Below are 18,714 nucleotides of genomic sequence, written 5' to 3' on the forward strand. Positions count from 1 at the left end.
AATTGTTTTTGTAGTGCTTTTGCTAACATTATTGTTTGCCAATTTTGCCGAAGCTATTGCCGAAGCCAGAGGAAAAGCACAAGCCGATAGTTTAAGAAAAACACGTGAAGAAACTCCTGCAAGACAAATTCTACCAAACGGAGAAATCAAAAATATCAGTTCATCTGAATTGAAAAAAGGTGATATTTTCGTTTGTGAAGCTGGAGATTTAATTGCAACCGATGGTGAGATTATCGAAGGTTTAGCGACTATTGACGAAAGTGCCATTACAGGCGAAAGTGCCCCTGTAATTCGGGAATCCGGTGGCGATAAATCATCTGTAACCGGAGGAACAAAAGTATTATCTGATAAAATTAAAGTAATCGTAACATCAGAACCTGGCGAAAGCTTTTTGGACAAAATGATTGCTTTGGTTGAAGGCGCAAGTCGTCAGAAAACGCCAAACGAAATTGCCCTAACTATTTTGTTGGCTGCTTTTACATTAATCTTCGTGATTGTTTGTGTTACCTTAAAACCATTTGCAGATTATGCACATGCGCCGATCACAATTGCTGCTTTTATCGCCTTGTTTGTTTGTTTGATTCCAACCACAATTGGTGGTTTATTATCAGCAATTGGTATTGCGGGAATGGACAGAGCATTGCGTGCGAACGTGATTACAAAATCAGGAAAAGCGGTTGAAACTGCCGGGGATATTGATGTATTGCTTCTTGATAAAACCGGAACAATTACAATTGGAAACAGAAAAGCAACTAATTTTTATCCTGCAAAAGGAATTTCTCAAGAAGATTTTATACAATCTGCTGTCTTAAGTTCGCTTGCAGATGACACTCCGGAAGGAAAAAGTATCGTGGAACTGGCAGGAGCCGAAACTGCCAATAAATTATCAATTGAAGGTGCTACTTTAATAAAATTTACCGCAGAAACCAGAACTTCCGGAGTTATTTTAAAAGACGGAACCAATATTAGAAAAGGTGCTCAGGATGCTGCAAAAAATATTTCGCTTCAAGCCGGAAATACTTTCCCTGAAGATACTGCACAAAAAGTAATTGATATTTCATCAAAAGGCGGAACGCCATTGGTGGTTATTAAAAACAATGAGGTTCAGGGCGTTATCGAATTGCAGGATATCATAAAAACGGGAATGAAAGAACGTTTTGACCGTTTGAGAAAAATGGGTGTAAAAACGGTGATGGTTACCGGAGATAATCCGCTTACGGCGAAGTTTATTGCGGAAGCTGCGGGTGTAGATGATTTTATTGCCGAAGCGAAACCTGAGGACAAAATGAACTACATCAAAAACGAACAGAATCTAGGTAAACTTGTTGCCATGATGGGTGACGGAACGAATGATGCTCCTGCCCTTGCGCAAGCCAATGTTGGTGTTGCGATGAACAGCGGAACTCAGGCTGCGAAAGAAGCCGGAAACATGGTCGATCTTGACAATGACCCAACTAAATTAATCGAGATTATCGAAATTGGAAAACAACTTTTAATGACGCGTGGAACTTTAACTACTTTTTCTATTGCAAATGACGTTGCGAAATATTTTGCTATTGTTCCTGCTCTTTTTATTACTGCGATTCCTGCGCTTGAAGGCTTGAATATCATGCGTTTGCATAGTCCGGAAAGTGCGATTTTATCAGCGGTAATTTTTAATGCGATTATCATTCCGATATTGATTCCGCTCGCCTTGAGAGGAGTTGATTATAAACCAATTGGCGCAAGTGCCATCTTAAAAAGAAATCTTTTGATTTATGGTTTAGGCGGATTGATTGTCCCTTTTATCGGAATTAAATTAATTGATTTGGTTGTTGCCCTATTTATGTAATATAAGCTTCTAAGATGCTAAGTCGCTAAGGTTCTAAGTTTTTTCTTAGCGTCTGGCAACTTAGAAACTTAGTAGCTCAGTAACTTAGAAACTCAAAAAAAATGAAAACAATATTTTCTCTATTGAAACTTACGCTGCTTACCGTAATTCTGTTTGCAGTTATTTATCCCCTTGCGATTTACGGAATTGCACAATTTGCTCCAAATCATGGAAAAGGAGAAACTATTTCGGTTAACGGAAAAGTGGTTGGATATCAAAAAATTGGTCAGAAATTCGATAAGTCGAATTATTTCTGGGGAAGACCTTCGGCAGTTGATTATAATGCCGCTGGAAGTGCCGGAAGTAACAAAGGACCAAGCAATGCTGAATATTTAGCTTTGGTTCAAAAAAGAATTGATACGTTTTTAATCGTTCATCCTTATTTAAGAAAATCGGAGATTCCTGCTGATATGGTTACGGCTTCAGGAAGTGGTTTAGATCCGAATATTTCACCACAAGGTGCTTTGATTCAGGTGAAACGTGTTGCCAAAGAAAGAAAACTATCTGAAGATAAAGTAAAAGCTTTGGTTGAAGCGAATATAAATACGCCAAAAGTTATGGGAACTCCAACGGTTAATGTGCTGGAACTGAATGTGGCTTTGGATGAGCTTTCTAAGAAAGGTTTATAGGTTCTGTCGCTATCCGAGGCTTCGGGACTAAGGTTTTTATCCTAACAGGTTTTTAAAACCTGTTAGGTATGACAAGATTGCCGTGATTTGTTCTTACGTCGAAATGGCAAACTAAGAAATTAATACCTAACAGGTTTTAAAAACCTGTTAGGATAACAAAAGCCCTTTTTTACCCCCAAAGGCCTAGCCCCGATAGGAGTGGAAATCCTTTTGCTTTTTTCTTTAAAAAGCAAAAGATTGAAACGGATAGCGGGAAATAGCTCCTAAAAAAACCTATTAATATGTTATACCTACAAGTTTTTGGAAACCTTGCAGGAAAACTAATTCCTTTTTACCTCAAATAATTAAAAACAAAATGAAAAAAATTATACTTACCGCTTTAATCGCTTTCGGTTTTAGCAATTTGCATGCACAGGAAGAAATAAAAAGTCCGTTTACGTTTTCAGGATATGTAGACGTTTATTATAGTTATGATTTCGGGAAACCGGACAATCATACACGCCCGGGATTTTTTTACAATTATAATAAAAGTAATGAAGTGAACCTGAATTTGGGTTTAGCAAAAGTAAATTACCAAAAAGATAATGTTCGTGGAAATTTTGCTTTAATGGCCGGAACTTACGCCGAATATAACATGGCGGCTGAACAAGGTTTATTGAAAAATGTATATGAGGCGAATGTGGGTGTTAAGATTTCGCAAAGCCATAATTTATGGATTGATGCGGGAATTATGCCGGCACACATTGGCTTTGAAAGTGCCATTGGAAAAGATTGCCAGACTTTGACCAGAAGTATTCTTGCGGAGAATTCTCCGTATTATGAAACGGGAGTAAAAATTGGTTATACGTCAGAATCTGGAAAATGGTATTTGGCGGGAATGTATTTGAATGGCTGGCAACGCATTGAAAAAGTGGAAGGTAATCATACGCCTGCTTTTGGAACGCAAATTACTTACAAACCATCGGATAAAGTAGTTTTGAACTGGAGTACTTATGTTGGAAATGAACAACCGGATATTGACAAAAAATGGCGTTATTTTAATAACTTTTACGGACAATTTAAAGTAACGGATAAAACAAATATTACGGCTGGTTTTGATGTTGGTTCGCAACAATCAGCTAAAAATAGTAATAAATACGATACTTGGTTTTCGCCAGTTTTAATTCTGCAATATAAACCAACGGATAAAATTCAGTTAGCAGCACGTGGCGAATATTATAGTGATGAAAAAGGTGTAATTATCGCTACGGGAACGCCAAATGGGTTTAAAACTTATGGATTTTCGGCTAACTTTGATTACTTAGTTACTGATAATGTAATGTTTAGATTAGAAGCAAGAAATCTTTCGAGTAAAGATGAAATATTTACAAAAGACAATTTGCCAACCAATACGAATGCGTTTGTAACGACTTCGTTGGCGATTTCTTTTTAAACATTAAAAATTGATTTTTTACCATTAAGATATTAAGAAAGTTAAGCTTTGCCTTAATGCGCTCATATTAAAGTAAATTAAGCTTTGCCTTTATTACTTAATATCTTAATGGTTTAATTATTAAAAAACTTTGTGTCTTAGCGTCTTCGCGGCAAATACTATGGAAAAGGAAAAAGAAAATAACGCACAGCACTTTCTCGATTTAATTCAGAAATCACGAAAAGGAAAGTTTAAAGTCTACATTGGGATGAGCGCCGGTGTGGGTAAAACGTATCGGATGCTGCAAGAAGCACATTCGTTGTTAAAAAACGGAATTGATGTGAAAATTGGTTACATCGAAACACATATGAGAAAGGAAACGCATGAGCTTTTATCTAGTTTGCCTGTGATTCCGCGGCGAACCATTTTCTATAAGGGAAAAGAACTGGAAGAACTTGATGTGCAAGCCATTATCAACCTTAGACCTGAAGTTGTAATTGTTGATGAACTGGCGCACACGAATGTTGAAGGAAGTAAAAACGAAAAACGCTGGCAGGATGTTCTGGAAATTCTGGAAGCGGGAATCAATGTAATTTCGGCAGTGAATATTCAGCATATTGAGAGTTTAAATTCAGCTGTAAAACGGATTACAGGAATTGACGTTCAGGAACGTATTCCGGACAATGTTTTGCGATTGGCAGATGAAGTAGTAAATATCGATTTAACAGCTGAAGATTTAATTGCGCGTTTGAAGGAAGGGAAAATTTATACGGCTGATAAAATTCAGACTGCCTTGACGAATTTTTTTAAATCAGATCAGATTTTGCAACTGCGTGAATTGGCTCTGAAAGAAGTGGCAAGTCAGGTGGTCAGAAAAGTAGAAAGTGAAGTGCCTAATTTGCATGCTTTAAGACACGAAAAATTACTGGCCTGTATTAGCAGTAATGATAAAACGGCTAAAGTTGTGATTAGAAAAGCTGCGCGTCTGGCAAGTTATTACAACGGATCGTGGTATGTTTTGTATGTAGAAACGCCTAAAGAAAGCAGTACTAAAATCGCATTAGACAAACAACGCCATTTAATTAATAATTTTAAACTGGCAGTGCAATTGGGTGCGGAAGTTATTAAATTAGAAAATAAAAATATTGCAGATGCTATTTTGATTGCGGTCGAAGAAAAACATATTACAACTGTTTGCATCGGGAAACCGCATTTGAATTTATTTAAAGTAATTTTGTCTACAACGATTTTCAGACGTTTGCTAAATAGTCTGTCTTTATCGAATGTTGATCTTGTTATTTTGTCGTAAAAAATTCTAAACCATATAAGTTATATAAGTTCATTTAAATTGCAAAGAAATTTAACCGCAAAGAACGCAAGGTTTTGCGCAAAGTTCGCTGAAGTTTTTTTGCCTTTTACTTAATTACGTACCATCTTATATTTTCTTATATCACTTATATAGTTCAAAAAAATAAAATGTTTTATAAAATGAGAATTAAAACTAAATTGAATCTTGGAGTTGGGTTGTTATTTTTAATGATTATCATACTTTCTTTGGTAAGTGGATATTCTGTTTTTTTGATAAAAGCAGACACGGAGAATATTCTGAAAGCAAATTATAATACGCTGGAATATTCCAGAAATATGATTTTGTCTTTGGATGAAACTAAAATGACTACGGATAATAAACTTCATACTTTTAAAGAATATCTTGAAAAACAGACGCAAAATGTTACCGAACCAGGAGAAAAAGAAGCAACTGCCAAACTTGAAAAAAGCTTTGCTTTTTTAGAAAAAAATGGTTCTAATGAAGCTGTAAAAACACAAATCAGACAAGATATTTTTGCGATTATGAAACTCAATCTCGATGCCATAAAACAAAAAAGTGATATCGCCAAACATACTGCAGAAACTGCTAATTTATGGATCGCCATTGTAGGGACTTTATGTTTTTTAATTGCCTTTAATTTACTGGTTAATCTACCCAATAATATTGCCAACCCAATTAAGGAACTGACTCAGAGTATTAAAGAAATTGCGAATAAAAACTATTCGGAACGTGTGCATTTCACCAATCATAACGAATATGGTGATCTGGCTAAATCATTTAATACGATGGCGCAAAAACTTGAGGAATATAATAGTAGTAATTTGTACAAATTATTCTTTGAAAAAAAACGACTGGAAACGCTTATCAATAATATGCATGATCCTATTATTGGATTAGATAATGAAGCTGTAGTTTTGTTTGCAAATGATGAAGCCCTGAAGATTATTGGGATGAAATCTGAGGATGTTATCGGTAAAGCGGCTTCTACTCTAGCCTTATCAAATGATTTGATTCGTTCCTTAATCCTGAAGGAACCGGCAACTGATTCTCAGAAAAAACAACCGCTGAAAATTTTTGCTCACGGAAAAGAAAGTTACTTTGATAAAGAAACAATCAACATTACGATAACTCCAACAGGGGAAGAAAAAGAAATTAATATTGGAGATGTTATTATTCTTAGAAATATTACCTTGTTTAAAGAACTTGATTTTGCGAAAACCAATTTTATTGCAACCGTTTCGCATGAATTAAAAACACCAATCGCTTCTATTAAACTAAGTTTACAATTGCTTGAAAACAGTAAAACGGGCGATATGAACGACGACCAAAAACAATTGGTCGAAAGTATTAAAGATGATAGTCAGCGTTTATTGAAAATTACAGGTGAATTGCTTAATTTATCTCAATTAGAAACAGGAAATATTCAGTTGAATATTGAAAAAAGTGATCCATATGCTATTGTAAATTATGCTACAGAAGCTGTAAAAGTGCAGGCAGATCAAAAACAGATTAAACTTGTAATTGATGCTGAGGAAAATCTTCAAGATGTAAAAGCCGACAGTGAAAAAACAGGTTGGGTTTTGATTAATTATTTGTCAAATGCTATCCGGTATTCTTCTGAAAAAAGTACAATTGTTATTCAATTAAAAAATGAAAATAATCAAATTATATTTCAGGTGATTGATACCGGAAAAGGAATTGATACACATTATAAAGACAAAGTTTTTGATAAATATTTCCAGGTTCCGGGAAGTCAAAAATCAGGAACAGGATTAGGTTTAGCCATCAGCAAAGAATTTATAGAAGCCCAAAACGGAAATGTTGGTGTAGAAAGTAATTTAGGATTAGGCAGTACTTTTTGGTTTTCGTTGAAGGTATAAAAAAAGCCATAGGCTCGACCAATATTGTAGGGCTGGATTTTAATCCAGTTCCGCCAAAGCATATGTAGAGATAAATATGGATCGTTCCTATAGAATTTTTTAAATGTATAACATCAAATTTTCAACGGATTAAAATCCGTTGCTACAATATAAATCATTCCTCCGGAATTTAAAAACAGAATAATAATGGAATTAACTATTTATTGAATTGCTATTTTCATCGCTATTGTCCGTCTGAGCGAAAGCGAAAATCTTTAATGTTGTAAAGCCCTTCGACTTCGCTCAGGGTAACAAATGAGAACTTTAATTCGTGCCCGATGTATTATTCTTAATCTCCATTACCTCTCTTTTCACTTCAAGAAGCAATTCTTTCATGCTTTGAGATTCTGTTAATTCATGTCGTTTATCGCTACGGCCGATATTGCATTCGTATTCCCAGATTTCTAAAATATCTGAGGCTTTCACTTCATAATTAGGATAAAAGCGATTGTCTGATTCCAGAACCAAAGCATTCTTTTTGTTTTTGTTGAGACGTTTATATACCATTCCCTCATTTTTGGTAATCAGAATATAGGTTCTACCATCCATCACTTCTCCCAGCCTTTCTACATAACGGCCAATGATAATAGATCCATCTTCATGTGGCGGCATCGAATCGCCTTCTACAGGAAATCCGCGGTGTTTTCCAGGTCCTAAAAAAGGAAGTGAAACTTGTTGCAGACTTTCAATATATTCCGGATCGGCATATCCGTTAAGGTAACCTGCTTTTGCTTTTTGAGATACAATTTCGATATAATTCTCCCCAAAACTATCTACTTGTATCGGTAAAATAAGTCGGTTGCCTTCTAATTTTATCAAGTTTTCGATATTGATTTTACGAATGTCGACAGACAATATTAAATCAATACTCATATGAAAATATAAGGCAATCTGTTTTAAGATATCGTATGGCGCTTCTGAAGTTCCATCTTCGTATTTAACATATCTTCCTCTTGTAATCTTTAGGTTTTCAGCTAATTTCTCCTGCGATATTTTATGCTTAACCCTCAATGCTCTGATATTATCTGAAAATAAGGACATAATTAATTTGTTATAATTTGGAACAACAAATATACAAAAAAATGTTATCATCTGTACTATTTTTGTTTCATACAAAAACAAGGAGATGACAAGGGCAATTGTACACATGGATTTGGATACTTTTTTTGTATCCTGCGAAAGATTAACCAACTCAGAATTAAGAGGAAAAGCTCTTATTATTGGCGGTGGAGATCGTGGCGTTGTGGCCTCTTGTTCTTATGAAGCAAGACGTTTTGGAGTACGTTCTGCGATGCCTATTCACATGGCAATGAAACTTTGTCCGCAAGCCAAAATTATGAAAGGTGATATGGAATTATATTCTCGATTGTCACATGATGTTACGCAGGTGATTCAGGAAAAAGCTCCGATAATGGAGAAAGCCAGCATCGATGAATTTTATCTTGATATTACCGGAATGGACAAATTTCACGGCAGTTATAAATGGACAAATGAACTAGCTCAATCGGTTATAAAGGAAACCGGCCTACCTATTAGTTTTTCATTATCTGTTAACAAAACCGTTTCTAAAATTGCAACCGGCGAAGGCAAACCAACCGGAAATTTAGAAATCCCGCAAGGCAATGTACAAGCATTTTTGAATCCGTTATCGATTCAGAAAATCCCTATGGTTGGGAATGTGACTTTTCAGCTTTTATCCCGAATTGGCGTTCGTAAAATTCAAACTTTATCTGAAATGCCTCCCGAAGTTTTACAGCAAATGATTGGTAAAAACGGTCTGGATATTTGGAAAAAAGCCAACGGAATTGATCATACTCCTGTAGAACCTTATACCGAAAGAAAATCTATTTCTACAGAACATACTTTTTCTCAGGACACAATCGATATTATCATGCTAAAATCGATATTGATTGGTATGGTCGAAAAACTGGCTTTTCAATTACGATCAGAACAATGGTTAAGCTCAACTATTACGGTTAAAATTCGTTACGCCAATTTTGATACTGAAACCAAACAATGCAAAATTGCCTATACTTCAGCAGATCATATTCTGACAAAAAATGTAATGGAACTGTTTGACAAAGTATATCAGCGTCGTATGCGACTGCGTTTGATTGGTATTCGCTTTAGCGGGTTGGTTCGGGGCACTTATCAAATTGATCTTTTTGAAGATACTGAGGAAATGTTATCGCTTTATGCAGCGATGGATAAAATGAAAAGCCGTTACGGTTTTGATGCCGTAATGCGATGTGCCGGAGCTTCTTTTAAACCAAATAACAAAGACGAAATTTTAAAACGTATCAAATAAATGTATCTCAACTGCCATTCATATCATTCGCTACGCTACGGCACAATTCCGCTTAAGAAATTGGTGGCTCAAGCCGTTGATTGCGGTGTAAAAGCAATGGCACTTACGGATATTAATACCGTAACCGGAATTTATGATTTTATAAGGGATTGCCAATCAAAAGGAATTAAACCTCTTGTTGGTATGGAACTTCGCTGCAATCATCAATTCAGATATATTGGTTTAGCTAAAAATGCCAGCGGACTTGGCGAAATGAATCGCTTTTTAACAGAACATAATTTTAGTGGAAAGCCTTTACCCTTAATTGCACCGGAATTTGATTCGGTTTTTGTGATTTATACTTTAGAAAATGCTCCGGAATTTCTTCGTGAGAATGAATTTATCGGAATTCGTCCGGATGAAGTTTTAAGGCTTCTTACTTCGGAACATAAAAATAAAACAGCAAAAATGGTTGTGCTTCAATCAGTGACTTTTAGTAATAAAAGAGAATTTAATCTGCATAAAATTCTGCGTGCCATTGACACCAATATTATTTTATCAAAATTAACAGAAACTGATTATTGCAAAACTTCTGAAAAAATGTTGGCTTTAGAATCGTTGCTGCCTTATTATGAAAGTTATCCTGAAATTATAGCTAACACGGAGCAAATAATCGATTCTTGTAATTTTGAATATGATTTTACAACGCCTAAAAACAAGAAATTTTTTACTGAAAATCGTGAAGGCGATATAGTACTATTACGCCAACTTGCCTACAGCGGTCTACTTTGGCGTTATGGTGAAAACCATGAGGCGGCAAAAGCACGTGTCGAAAAGGAACTCAAAGTAATTGATGAGTTAAAATTCAGTGGTTATTTCTTAATTAGCTGGGATATTGTTCGGCATAGCAATAGTTTGGGTTTCATGCACATTGGCCGAGGCAGCGGCGCCAATAGTATTATTGCCTATTGTTTAGGAATTACCGATATCTGCCCAATAGAACTTGATTTGTATTTCGAACGCTTTTTAAATTTAAATCGAAAAAGTCCACCTGATTTTGATATCGATTGGAGCTGGAAAGAACGCAATACGATTTTAGAATATATCTTCAATAAATACGGTCGCGATCATGTTGCTTTTTGTGGAACCAATGTCGAATTTAAACATCGCTCTATTTTTAGGGAAGTAGGAAAGGTTTTTGGTCTTCCAAAAGAAGAATTAGATATGCTGGCAAAAAATCCGACGACATTACACGAAACCAATTCTATCGTAAAATTGGTTCAGGAATATAGTTTGATGATGCATAAATATCCTAATCAGCGTAGTATGCACGCTTGCGGAATTATTATTTCTGAAGAACCCATTACCAATTATACACCTTTGGAAATGCCTCCAAAAGGATTTCCAATTGTGCTTTTTGATATGCACACTGCCGAAGAAATTGGTTTCGAAAAATTCGATATTTTAAGTCAGCGTGGTATTGGTCATATTGATGATAGTGTAAAATTAATTGAGAAAAACAGAGGTATTAAAGTTGATATTCGCAATACTTCGATTTCTAAAGATGAAGCAGTTTGTAACGTTCATTTGGCACAAGGCAAAACCATTGGCTGTTTTTATATCGAAAGTCCTGCCATGCGCGGATTGTTACGTCGATTAAATTGTGATAATTATAAAATTCTGGTGGCGGCTTCTTCTATTATTCGTCCCGGCGTAGCACAATCCGGAATGATGAAAGAGTATATTTTTCGTCATAATAATCCGGATCAGTTTCAATATTTTCATGAGGTATTTAAGGAACATCTTGGTGAAACGTACGGGATTATGGTGTATCAGGAAGATGTTATTAAAATTGCCCAACATTACGGAGGAATTCCGGCTGCTGATGGAGATATTTTGCGTCGCGCCATGTCTGGAAAAGGACGTTCTATGGAAGCTTTACAAAAAGTAAAAGATAATTTCTTTGCTTGTTGTGCTGAGAAAGGACATCCTGAAGGGCTTAGTCAGGAAATTTATCGCCAAATTGAATCCTTTGCCGGATTTTCGTTTTGTAAAGCACACTCGGCTTCTTATGCTGTAGAAAGTTACCAAAGTTTATATCTCAAGATCAATTATCCTGTAGAATTTATGACCGCGGTAATCAACAATCAGGGCGGATTTTACAGAACCGAAGTTTATGTACACGAAGCACGAATGTCCGGCGGAACGGTTCTTAATCCATGCGTGAACAAAAGCGAATATCAAACTACGGTTTATGGCATTGATATTTATCTGGGTTTTATGCATTTGCAGAGTTTAGAATCTAAAACCGCTCATTTAATCGAATCAGATAGGAAAAAAAATGGAGAATTTCTCTCTTTGGAGGATTTCATTAATCGGATTCCAATTGGGATTGAAAGCATGAAGGTTTTGATTTTTATAGATGCTTTTCGTTTTACAGGAAAAACCAAAAATCAGCTTTTGGTCGTTGCCAGTTTACTTCTAAATAATTTCAAACCCGAAAACAGAAGTTTGATGTTATTGCAGGAACCGGTTAAAGAATACAAACTTCCTACATTGGAACGTTCTTTATATGAAGATGCTTTTGATGAAATTGAGTTATTGAGTTTCCCTGTTTCGTGTACTGTTTTTGATTTACTTCAAACCAAACATCGCGGCGATATTATGGCGAAAGATTTAGTAGCACATCATAAAAAACAAGTTCGAATGCTGGCGTATTTAATTTCAAGAAAACAAGTTCCAACTAAAAAAGGAAACATGTATTTTGGAACCTGGATCGATCACGAAGGCACTTATTTTGATACAGCACATTTTCCGGATTGTCTGGCGCAACATCCTTTTGAAGGTGGTGGCTGTTATCTATTGTTAGGAACTGTCGAAGTCGATTATCACTTTCCAACCATTACAATAACCAAAATGGCGAAAATGCCTTTTATTCCGGATCCGCGTTATATGGATGCAAAAGATCAATATAAAACACAACAAATGATAAAGGAAGATGTGAGTCCAACGCATCGGGAACCTTATCCGCAGGCACATGAAATCAATTTACCAAGACACCGAATGAAATTTCAAAACACATAATTCTAAGATTTGACAAGAATAAGAATAGATTTCACGTTATATAAATGAGATGAAAAAGCAGGAATATGCCATAGTAGATATTGAAACCACTGGTGGAAACGCCAGTGGCAGCCGCATTACAGAAATTGCGATTATCATTCATGACGGAGAAAACGTGATTGACCGTTATGAAACGCTTGTTAATCCGGAGAAAGAAATTCCGATTTCGATTTTTGCTTTAACAGGAATTAATAATGAAATGGTTCGTGATGCGCCAATCTTCGATGATATTTCAGAGAAAGTACTCGAAATGCTTACAGATCGTATTTTCGTCGCTCATAATGTTAACTTCGATTATTCGTTTGTTCGCCATCAACTCGAACAAGCAGGATTTAAATGGACGGCAAGAAAATTATGTACCGTTCGGGCAGCAAGAAAAATCAAACCAGGATTGGCATCTTATAGTTTAGGAAAGCTTTGCAATTCATTAGATATATCTTTAGAAAACCGGCATCGTGCCGGCGGCGATGCAGATGCTACTGCCATATTGTTCTCTTTATTACTCGAATGGGATGATGAAGGACATATTGCAAAAATGATCAAAAACACGTCACAAGATCAGCGCTTACCACCTAACCTTCCGCCTGAAGATTTTAATAATTTACCGGAAAAACCAGGTGTATATTATTTTTATAATGAGGTAAAAAAAGTAATTTATGTAGGGAAAGCTATTAATTTAAAAAAGCGAGTTGCTTCTCATTTTAGCGGTCATAAAATCAATCCGCAAAGGCAACATTTTTTGCGGGATATTTATTCTATTTCCTTTGAAGTTTGTGCTAATGAATTAATGGCATTACTATTAGAATGTACTGAAATTAAAACACTTTGGCCAACCTACAACAGGGCTTTAAAACGCTTTGAGCCTAAATTTGGACTTTATCAATATGAAGCCCGAAGCGGTTATAAATATCTCGCCGTGGGAAAACTCAGTAAATTCCAGTCTTCTATTGAACATTTTAATAGTATCCATGAAGGAATAAATGCATTACAAGGTCTGGCTAAAGAGTTTGAATTAGATCACAGGTTCTGCAAATACTGTATTTCAATGGACGAAAATAGTCCAAATAATGATGTATCAGATTTACCCGAAGTGGTAATTCATAATGAGAAAATCGAAAATGCCATTGATTTTTTATTAAGCAACAGACCCAGTTTTGCCATTATAGACAAAGGAAGATCTGCGGAGGAACGCAGTTGTATCTGGGTTGAAAACGGGCATTTTTATGGCATGGGTTATATTGGTCGTGATATTACAATTACTGAACCATCAGAAATAAAAGATTATGTCACAGCTTATCGCGGCAATCAATATATGCTGCACTTAATTATTGCTTATGCCGAGAAATATCCGCGGAAAGTATTTTTTAACAAGAATTTCTTAAAGTAAGATTTAATTTAAACGCAATATTATTTGTAAATTTAAGAATACAACTAATTGACTGTCAAATGAAAATAGCAACTTATAACGTAAACGGAGTCAACGGACGCTTAAATGTATTACTGAAATGGCTTGAAGAAGCCAAACCTGATATTGTTTGTCTGCAGGAATTAAAGGCGCCACAGGATAAATTCCCTGCTAAAGCAATTGCTGATGCAGGTTATAATGCCATTTGGCATGGACAAAAGCAATGGAATGGCGTTGCGATTCTGGCTCGTAATATGGAAATTGAAGAAATAACACGCACTCTTCCGGGAGATGACGAGGATATCCAAAGTCGTTATATCGAAGCTTTGATTGATGGTATCGTAATCGCATGCCTTTATCTCCCAAACGGAAATCCTGCGCCCGGACCTAAATTAGAATATAAACTAAAATGGTTTGAACGTCTGGCTGATCGTGCAGAAACGCTGTTAAGCTTAAAAACTCCCGTAATAATAGTTGGCGATTATAATGTGATGCCAACGGAAATGGATGTTTATAAACCTGAAAAATGGGTTAAAGATGCGCTTTTCAGACCTGAAGTACGAAAAGCGTTTAAAGATCTTGTTTCGCAAGGATGGACAGATGCGATTCGAACTTTATATCCGGACGAGAAAATTTATACGTTTTGGGATTATTTCAGAAATGCCTATCAAAGAGATGCCGGACTTAGAATTGATCATTTTTTACTTAGTTCTGAATTAGCAAAAAAACTGCTTTCCGGCGGTGTTGACCGTTATGTGCGGGGATGGGAAAAAACAAGTGACCATGCGCCGGTATGGATTGAAATTGATAAAAAATAAATGGAAACAATGACACTATTTAACGATACCGAATTATTTGCAACGGGTTTGGGAGGGAAAAAAATTTTTGACATCCCTGACTCTGAATTGATTTTGATCGACAATTTTTTTACCAAAGAAGAATCTGATCGTTTTTATGAAAAAATACTCCGCAAGACTAAATGGAGAGAATATGAAATGGAAATTTATGATAAAACTTATACTGTTCCTCGAATGATTTCCTGGTATGAAGACAAGGATAATCCCGGAGCAGACCAAAACGGTCCTGACTGGACTTATGAATTATTGACTATTAGAAGCCGCGTAGAAAAAGAAACGCAGCTTGATTTTAATACTGTATTGCTTAATTTATACAGGGATGGAAATGATGGCGTAGGCTGGCACAGCGATAAGGAACATAATACGGGCAAAAATCCTATCATTGCTTCAGTTACTTTTGGAGAAACCCGAATGTTTAAATTACGTCATAAATTTAAAAAGGAAGTTCCGCAAATAGAAATTCCACTGCATCACGGATCATTTTTATTGATGGCAGGAACAACCAATAGTTTCTGGCAGCATCATGTTCCTAAAACGGCACGGGAAGTTTTGCCACGAATCAATTTAACTTTTAGACGAACGCAACGAAGCCAATGATTTGCAAACATCTATAAATGAGCTTTTTTTCACTTTATAACGGTGAGGAAATTTCCTCCTCTAAAAGTTAAAATACTCAGTGCTTGAACCTTTTATTAGGCAGAACCTTTCTTTTTTACTACTTTTGCAACCTTTTTTTATATATACATTATCACAATGGCTCACTCAAACAATGATTTATTGCGTTTCCTGGATGCGCAAAACAAACTTTATCTTACTGCTCTTTCTGAAATCAAAAAGGGAAAAAAAGAGACTCACTGGATGTGGTTCATTTTTCCTCAGATTAAAGGTTTGGGCACGAGTGACACTGCCAATTTTTATGCTATTAACGATCTAAAAGAAGCAACTGAATTCCTTGAGCATCCAATTTTAGGAAAACATCTTATCGAAATTTCTGAACTATTTTTAACTTTTAAAAGAAAATCAGCAGACGGAATTTTAGGAGATTTAGATGCGCGTAAATTACGTTCTTCTATGACACTATTTTCTTTGGTAGAAAATACAAATCCGGTATTTCAGGGAGTCTTGGAAGCTTTTTTCTCCGGAGAATCTGATCCGCTTACTTTGTCCATTATTAATTCATCTATAAAATCTTCTCTTGAAACTGAAATGGTGTAATACGCATTAATCGTTTAATTAGATTATTTAAATTAAAAGACACTACTATTTGCAATAGCAAAATGTAGTGTCTTTTTTTTTGATGGTATATTTAGACCGTAGAATTATTACCCACAGATTTACCGGATTAAACGGGTTTACACTGTTTTATATCAAACCACAACAGGAATAAAAGCAATATTTTTAAATGAACTTATATAACTTACATGGTAAAAACCTAAACTAAACTTGGCTTACGCAACAACTTGCCATTTGCATTTTCTTTAAACTTCGGGACGAAAACAATCTCTTTGGGTCTTTCAAATTTATCCAGAACATCAAAAAAATCCTGACCAAATTCCTGTTTTTCTCCTTCAATAACCAGAATCAATTTTTCGCCTAAAGAAGAATCCGGAACGCCGGTGACAAAAAATCTATTGTGTATTTTACCAATCAGTTTTGATTCTATTTGTTCAGGAATAAGTTTTATACCGCCGCTATTCACGACATTGTCAATTCTTCCAAGGAAAATAAATTGATTCTCTCTTACCACCTCCACTAAATCATTAGTAATAATAGGTTCTTCAGAAATAGTTGGAACTGTAATTACCAAACAACCACGGTCATCCTGAATGATTTTTACATTTGGCAAAACTGTAAAAACGTTTTCTCCTACTTTTCGTGCGGCAATATGAGTAATAGTTTCGGTCATGCCATAAGTTTCGTAAACTTCCGTTTTAAGCGGCAAAACTTTATCTTCAAGTGAAGCATCCATTTTAGCACCGCCTACAATTAGTTTTTTAACGTTTACTAAAGCGTCAATAGAATTTTGAACCTGCAAAGGCACCATCGCAACAAAATCATAGGTTTTACTATTTAATGCTAGCGGCTGCGTACTTGGTGCTACGATATCTAATTCGAGTCCTAAAATAATAGCACGAACTAACATCATTTTACCGGCAATAAATTTTACAGGCAAACAAAGTAATGCTTTATCACGAGGCTCCAATTCAAAAAAATCTCCCGTCGCTAAAGCAGATTGAATCATCGCTTGTTTTTCTAATTTTACCAATTTAGGAAGTCCCGTTGTGCCGGAAGTTCTCATTTCGATATATTCCTTGTCATCAAACCAGTCCAGCAAAAATTCGCCTATTGCCTGCTCATCGCCGTCGCCTTCTTTTATATAATCATAAGCAACACGACGCAACTCTTCTGCGTTTAAATGAAAACCATCTATTTTAAAATAATTATGAACATTTTTATGTGTTAATTGTGACATGATATTATTGATTTGAAATTTCTACAACATTAATTTTACCTGTTAATTTTTCTTTCCAGTTGTTCCATTTGTACTTCTTACTAAAAATAAAAAGCAAAATAGGATAAATGACTACAACCGGCAGTATAACATCTAATCCGGCTGATGGCTCTGACATATCTTTAAAAAGAGAATGTGTCTGAAAAACCGACCAATCTGATGTAACTAGTAATGCTCCAACTAAATTATTGGCAGCATGAAAACCTAAAGCCAACTCGATTCCTTCATCCATAAGTGTAATAACACCCAGAAATAATCCCGTTCCTATATAATAAACCATTATAACATAACCCATTTTTGCAACTTCGGGATTAAAAACGTGCATGGAGCCAAATATTAATGACGTCATCATTAACGGAAACCATTTGTTTTGTGCAAGATTAGCAAATCCCTGCATCAAATAACCTCTAAAAACATATTCTTCGGTACTGGTTTGTATTGGAATTAATATTGATCCTACAGCAACTAAAATCAAAAATGGAATCAATTTAAAATTCCAAATATAATTTTCAGGAGATTTAAAATATACGGCCAGAAAACTCAGAAACGAGAAAAATGACCATACAACAAATGAAAAACCAATACGTTTCCAATCTACTTTGCTCCTTGATGTTGTGACTGACAAAAATGTTTGGTGATGCAAATACTTCACAACATAATAAACTCCCGCAAGTGCAAAAGCGAAAGAAATCATAACCAAAAACAAAGTAAGATTCGGTTCAAATATTTTCATTACTGAAGCATTATCAAATGAAAAACCTTTTTTATTATTTAAAGTTTTATACAAAACTGCAACCGAAAAAGGAATTTGTCCAATAAATGACGCGATGATAATTAAAACTGATCCTAAAAGATACAGCCAGAACTTATTGTGAGGTTTAATTCCTTGTTCTAAAAACATATTTATAATAATTTAAAAATGAGAATTCGATTTGATAAGTAAATCTTATTTTTGGTCATGCTAAAATACCGAAATTTTAGTTTAATTATCTTACAACAGATTAAATATAATAAAATGATACAAATTTACCATAATCCACGTTGCGGAAAATCGAGAAACTGTTTGGCATTTATTGAGCAAAAAAATGAGGAATATAAAATTATTCCATATCTGACAGAAACTCCAAATTTTAAGGAATTAAAAGAACTTCTTGAAAAACTCAACCTTCAACCAATTCAGTTAGTTCGAATTAAGGAAAAAATATGGATTGAAAATTACAAAGGAAGAGAACTAACAAATGATCAAGTTATTCAGGCTATGACAGATAATCCTATTTTAATCGAGCGACCAATTGTAATAAAGGATGGGAAAGCAATTATAGGAAGGGATTTAGATCTTGTTGCCTCTTTTTTAGACTGATTATAAAGAAT

Annotated in this window: 15 protein-coding genes; 12 read left to right on the forward strand and 3 right to left on the reverse strand. The window is 35.2% G+C overall.

Translation table 11 applies throughout. The features are described 5' to 3' along the window. From kdpB to ACHZDT_RS21405, 5 genes are all read left to right on the forward strand, one after another. Positions 1–1,831, forward strand: a 1,831-nt coding sequence (gene kdpB, locus ACHZDT_RS21385) for a potassium-transporting ATPase subunit KdpB (protein WP_394776731.1), incomplete at its 5' end; no start/stop codon positions are given. Between the two features lie 101 nt (positions 1,832–1,932). Beyond that, positions 1,933–2,499 carry a K(+)-transporting ATPase subunit C gene (locus tag ACHZDT_RS21390; RefSeq protein WP_394776732.1) on the forward strand — a complete coding sequence of 189 codons (567 nt, stop codon included), beginning with the start codon at positions 1,933–1,935 and terminating at the stop codon, positions 2,497–2,499. 355 nt (positions 2,500–2,854) lie between these two features. Beyond that, on the forward strand, positions 2,855–3,931 hold the full coding sequence (locus ACHZDT_RS21395; protein ID WP_394776733.1) for a porin: 1,077 nt from the start codon (positions 2,855–2,857) through the stop codon (positions 3,929–3,931). Positions 3,932–4,091: 160 nt separating this feature from the next. Further along, the gene (locus tag ACHZDT_RS21400; protein ID WP_394776734.1) at positions 4,092–5,219 is read left to right on the forward strand and encodes a sensor protein KdpD; all 1,128 of its coding nucleotides are present in this window, start codon (positions 4,092–4,094) and stop codon (positions 5,217–5,219) included. Between the two features lie 179 nt (positions 5,220–5,398). Continuing rightward, positions 5,399–7,120, forward strand: a complete 1,722-nt coding sequence (locus ACHZDT_RS21405) for an ATP-binding protein (protein WP_394776735.1) — start codon at positions 5,399–5,401, stop codon at positions 7,118–7,120. 303 nt (positions 7,121–7,423) lie between these two features. Here the strand turns inward: ACHZDT_RS21405 and ACHZDT_RS21410 are convergent, their stop codons facing one another. Then, the gene (locus tag ACHZDT_RS21410; protein ID WP_394776736.1) at positions 7,424–8,200 is read right to left on the reverse strand and encodes an XRE family transcriptional regulator; all 777 of its coding nucleotides are present in this window, start codon (positions 8,198–8,200) and stop codon (positions 7,424–7,426) included. An 85-nt stretch (positions 8,201–8,285) separates the two neighbouring features. Here ACHZDT_RS21410 and dinB point away from each other — a divergent pair, with 85 nt between their 5' ends. From dinB to ACHZDT_RS21440, 6 genes are all read left to right on the forward strand, one after another. Further along, positions 8,286–9,467, forward strand: a complete 1,182-nt coding sequence (dinB, locus tag ACHZDT_RS21415; RefSeq protein ID WP_394776737.1) for a DNA polymerase IV — start codon at positions 8,286–8,288, stop codon at positions 9,465–9,467. After that, positions 9,468–12,530, forward strand: a complete 3,063-nt coding sequence (locus ACHZDT_RS21420; protein ID WP_394776738.1) for a DNA polymerase III subunit alpha — start codon at positions 9,468–9,470, stop codon at positions 12,528–12,530. 49 nt (positions 12,531–12,579) lie between these two features. Next, positions 12,580–13,956, forward strand: coding sequence for an exonuclease domain-containing protein (locus tag ACHZDT_RS21425; protein ID WP_394776739.1), 1,377 nt, complete (start codon positions 12,580–12,582; stop codon positions 13,954–13,956). Positions 13,957–14,015: 59 nt separating this feature from the next. Further along, positions 14,016–14,792 carry an exodeoxyribonuclease III gene (xth, locus tag ACHZDT_RS21430; RefSeq protein ID WP_394776740.1) on the forward strand — a complete coding sequence of 259 codons (777 nt, stop codon included), beginning with the start codon at positions 14,016–14,018 and terminating at the stop codon, positions 14,790–14,792. Between the two features lie 9 nt (positions 14,793–14,801). Further along, positions 14,802–15,428 carry an alpha-ketoglutarate-dependent dioxygenase AlkB family protein gene (locus tag ACHZDT_RS21435; protein WP_394776741.1) on the forward strand — a complete coding sequence of 209 codons (627 nt, stop codon included), beginning with the start codon at positions 14,802–14,804 and terminating at the stop codon, positions 15,426–15,428. Positions 15,429–15,584: 156 nt separating this feature from the next. After that, a complete protein-coding gene (locus tag ACHZDT_RS21440; RefSeq protein ID WP_394776742.1) occupies positions 15,585–16,046 on the forward strand; it encodes a DUF1810 domain-containing protein in 462 nt (153 codons plus the stop codon). A 217-nt stretch (positions 16,047–16,263) separates the two neighbouring features. On the opposite strand, the gene ACHZDT_RS21445 is transcribed toward ACHZDT_RS21440, so the two are convergent. Together ACHZDT_RS21445 and ACHZDT_RS21450 are read right to left on the reverse strand one after the other, a co-directional pair. Beyond that, the gene (locus tag ACHZDT_RS21445; protein WP_394776743.1) at positions 16,264–17,304 is read right to left on the reverse strand and encodes an AMP-binding protein; all 1,041 of its coding nucleotides are present in this window, start codon (positions 17,302–17,304) and stop codon (positions 16,264–16,266) included. Between the two features lie 4 nt (positions 17,305–17,308). Further along, a complete protein-coding gene (locus ACHZDT_RS21450; protein WP_394776744.1) occupies positions 17,309–18,244 on the reverse strand; it encodes a CPBP family intramembrane glutamic endopeptidase in 936 nt (311 codons plus the stop codon). 114 nt (positions 18,245–18,358) lie between these two features. Here ACHZDT_RS21450 and ACHZDT_RS21455 point away from each other — a divergent pair, with 114 nt between their 5' ends. After that, positions 18,359–18,703, forward strand: a complete 345-nt coding sequence (locus ACHZDT_RS21455; RefSeq protein ID WP_394776745.1) for an ArsC/Spx/MgsR family protein — start codon at positions 18,359–18,361, stop codon at positions 18,701–18,703. Positions 18,704–18,714 lie beyond the last annotated feature (11 nt).

The sequence above is a fragment of the Flavobacterium sp. genome, from assembly GCF_043722275.1.
Lineage (GTDB): Bacteria > Bacteroidota > Bacteroidia > Flavobacteriales > Flavobacteriaceae > Flavobacterium.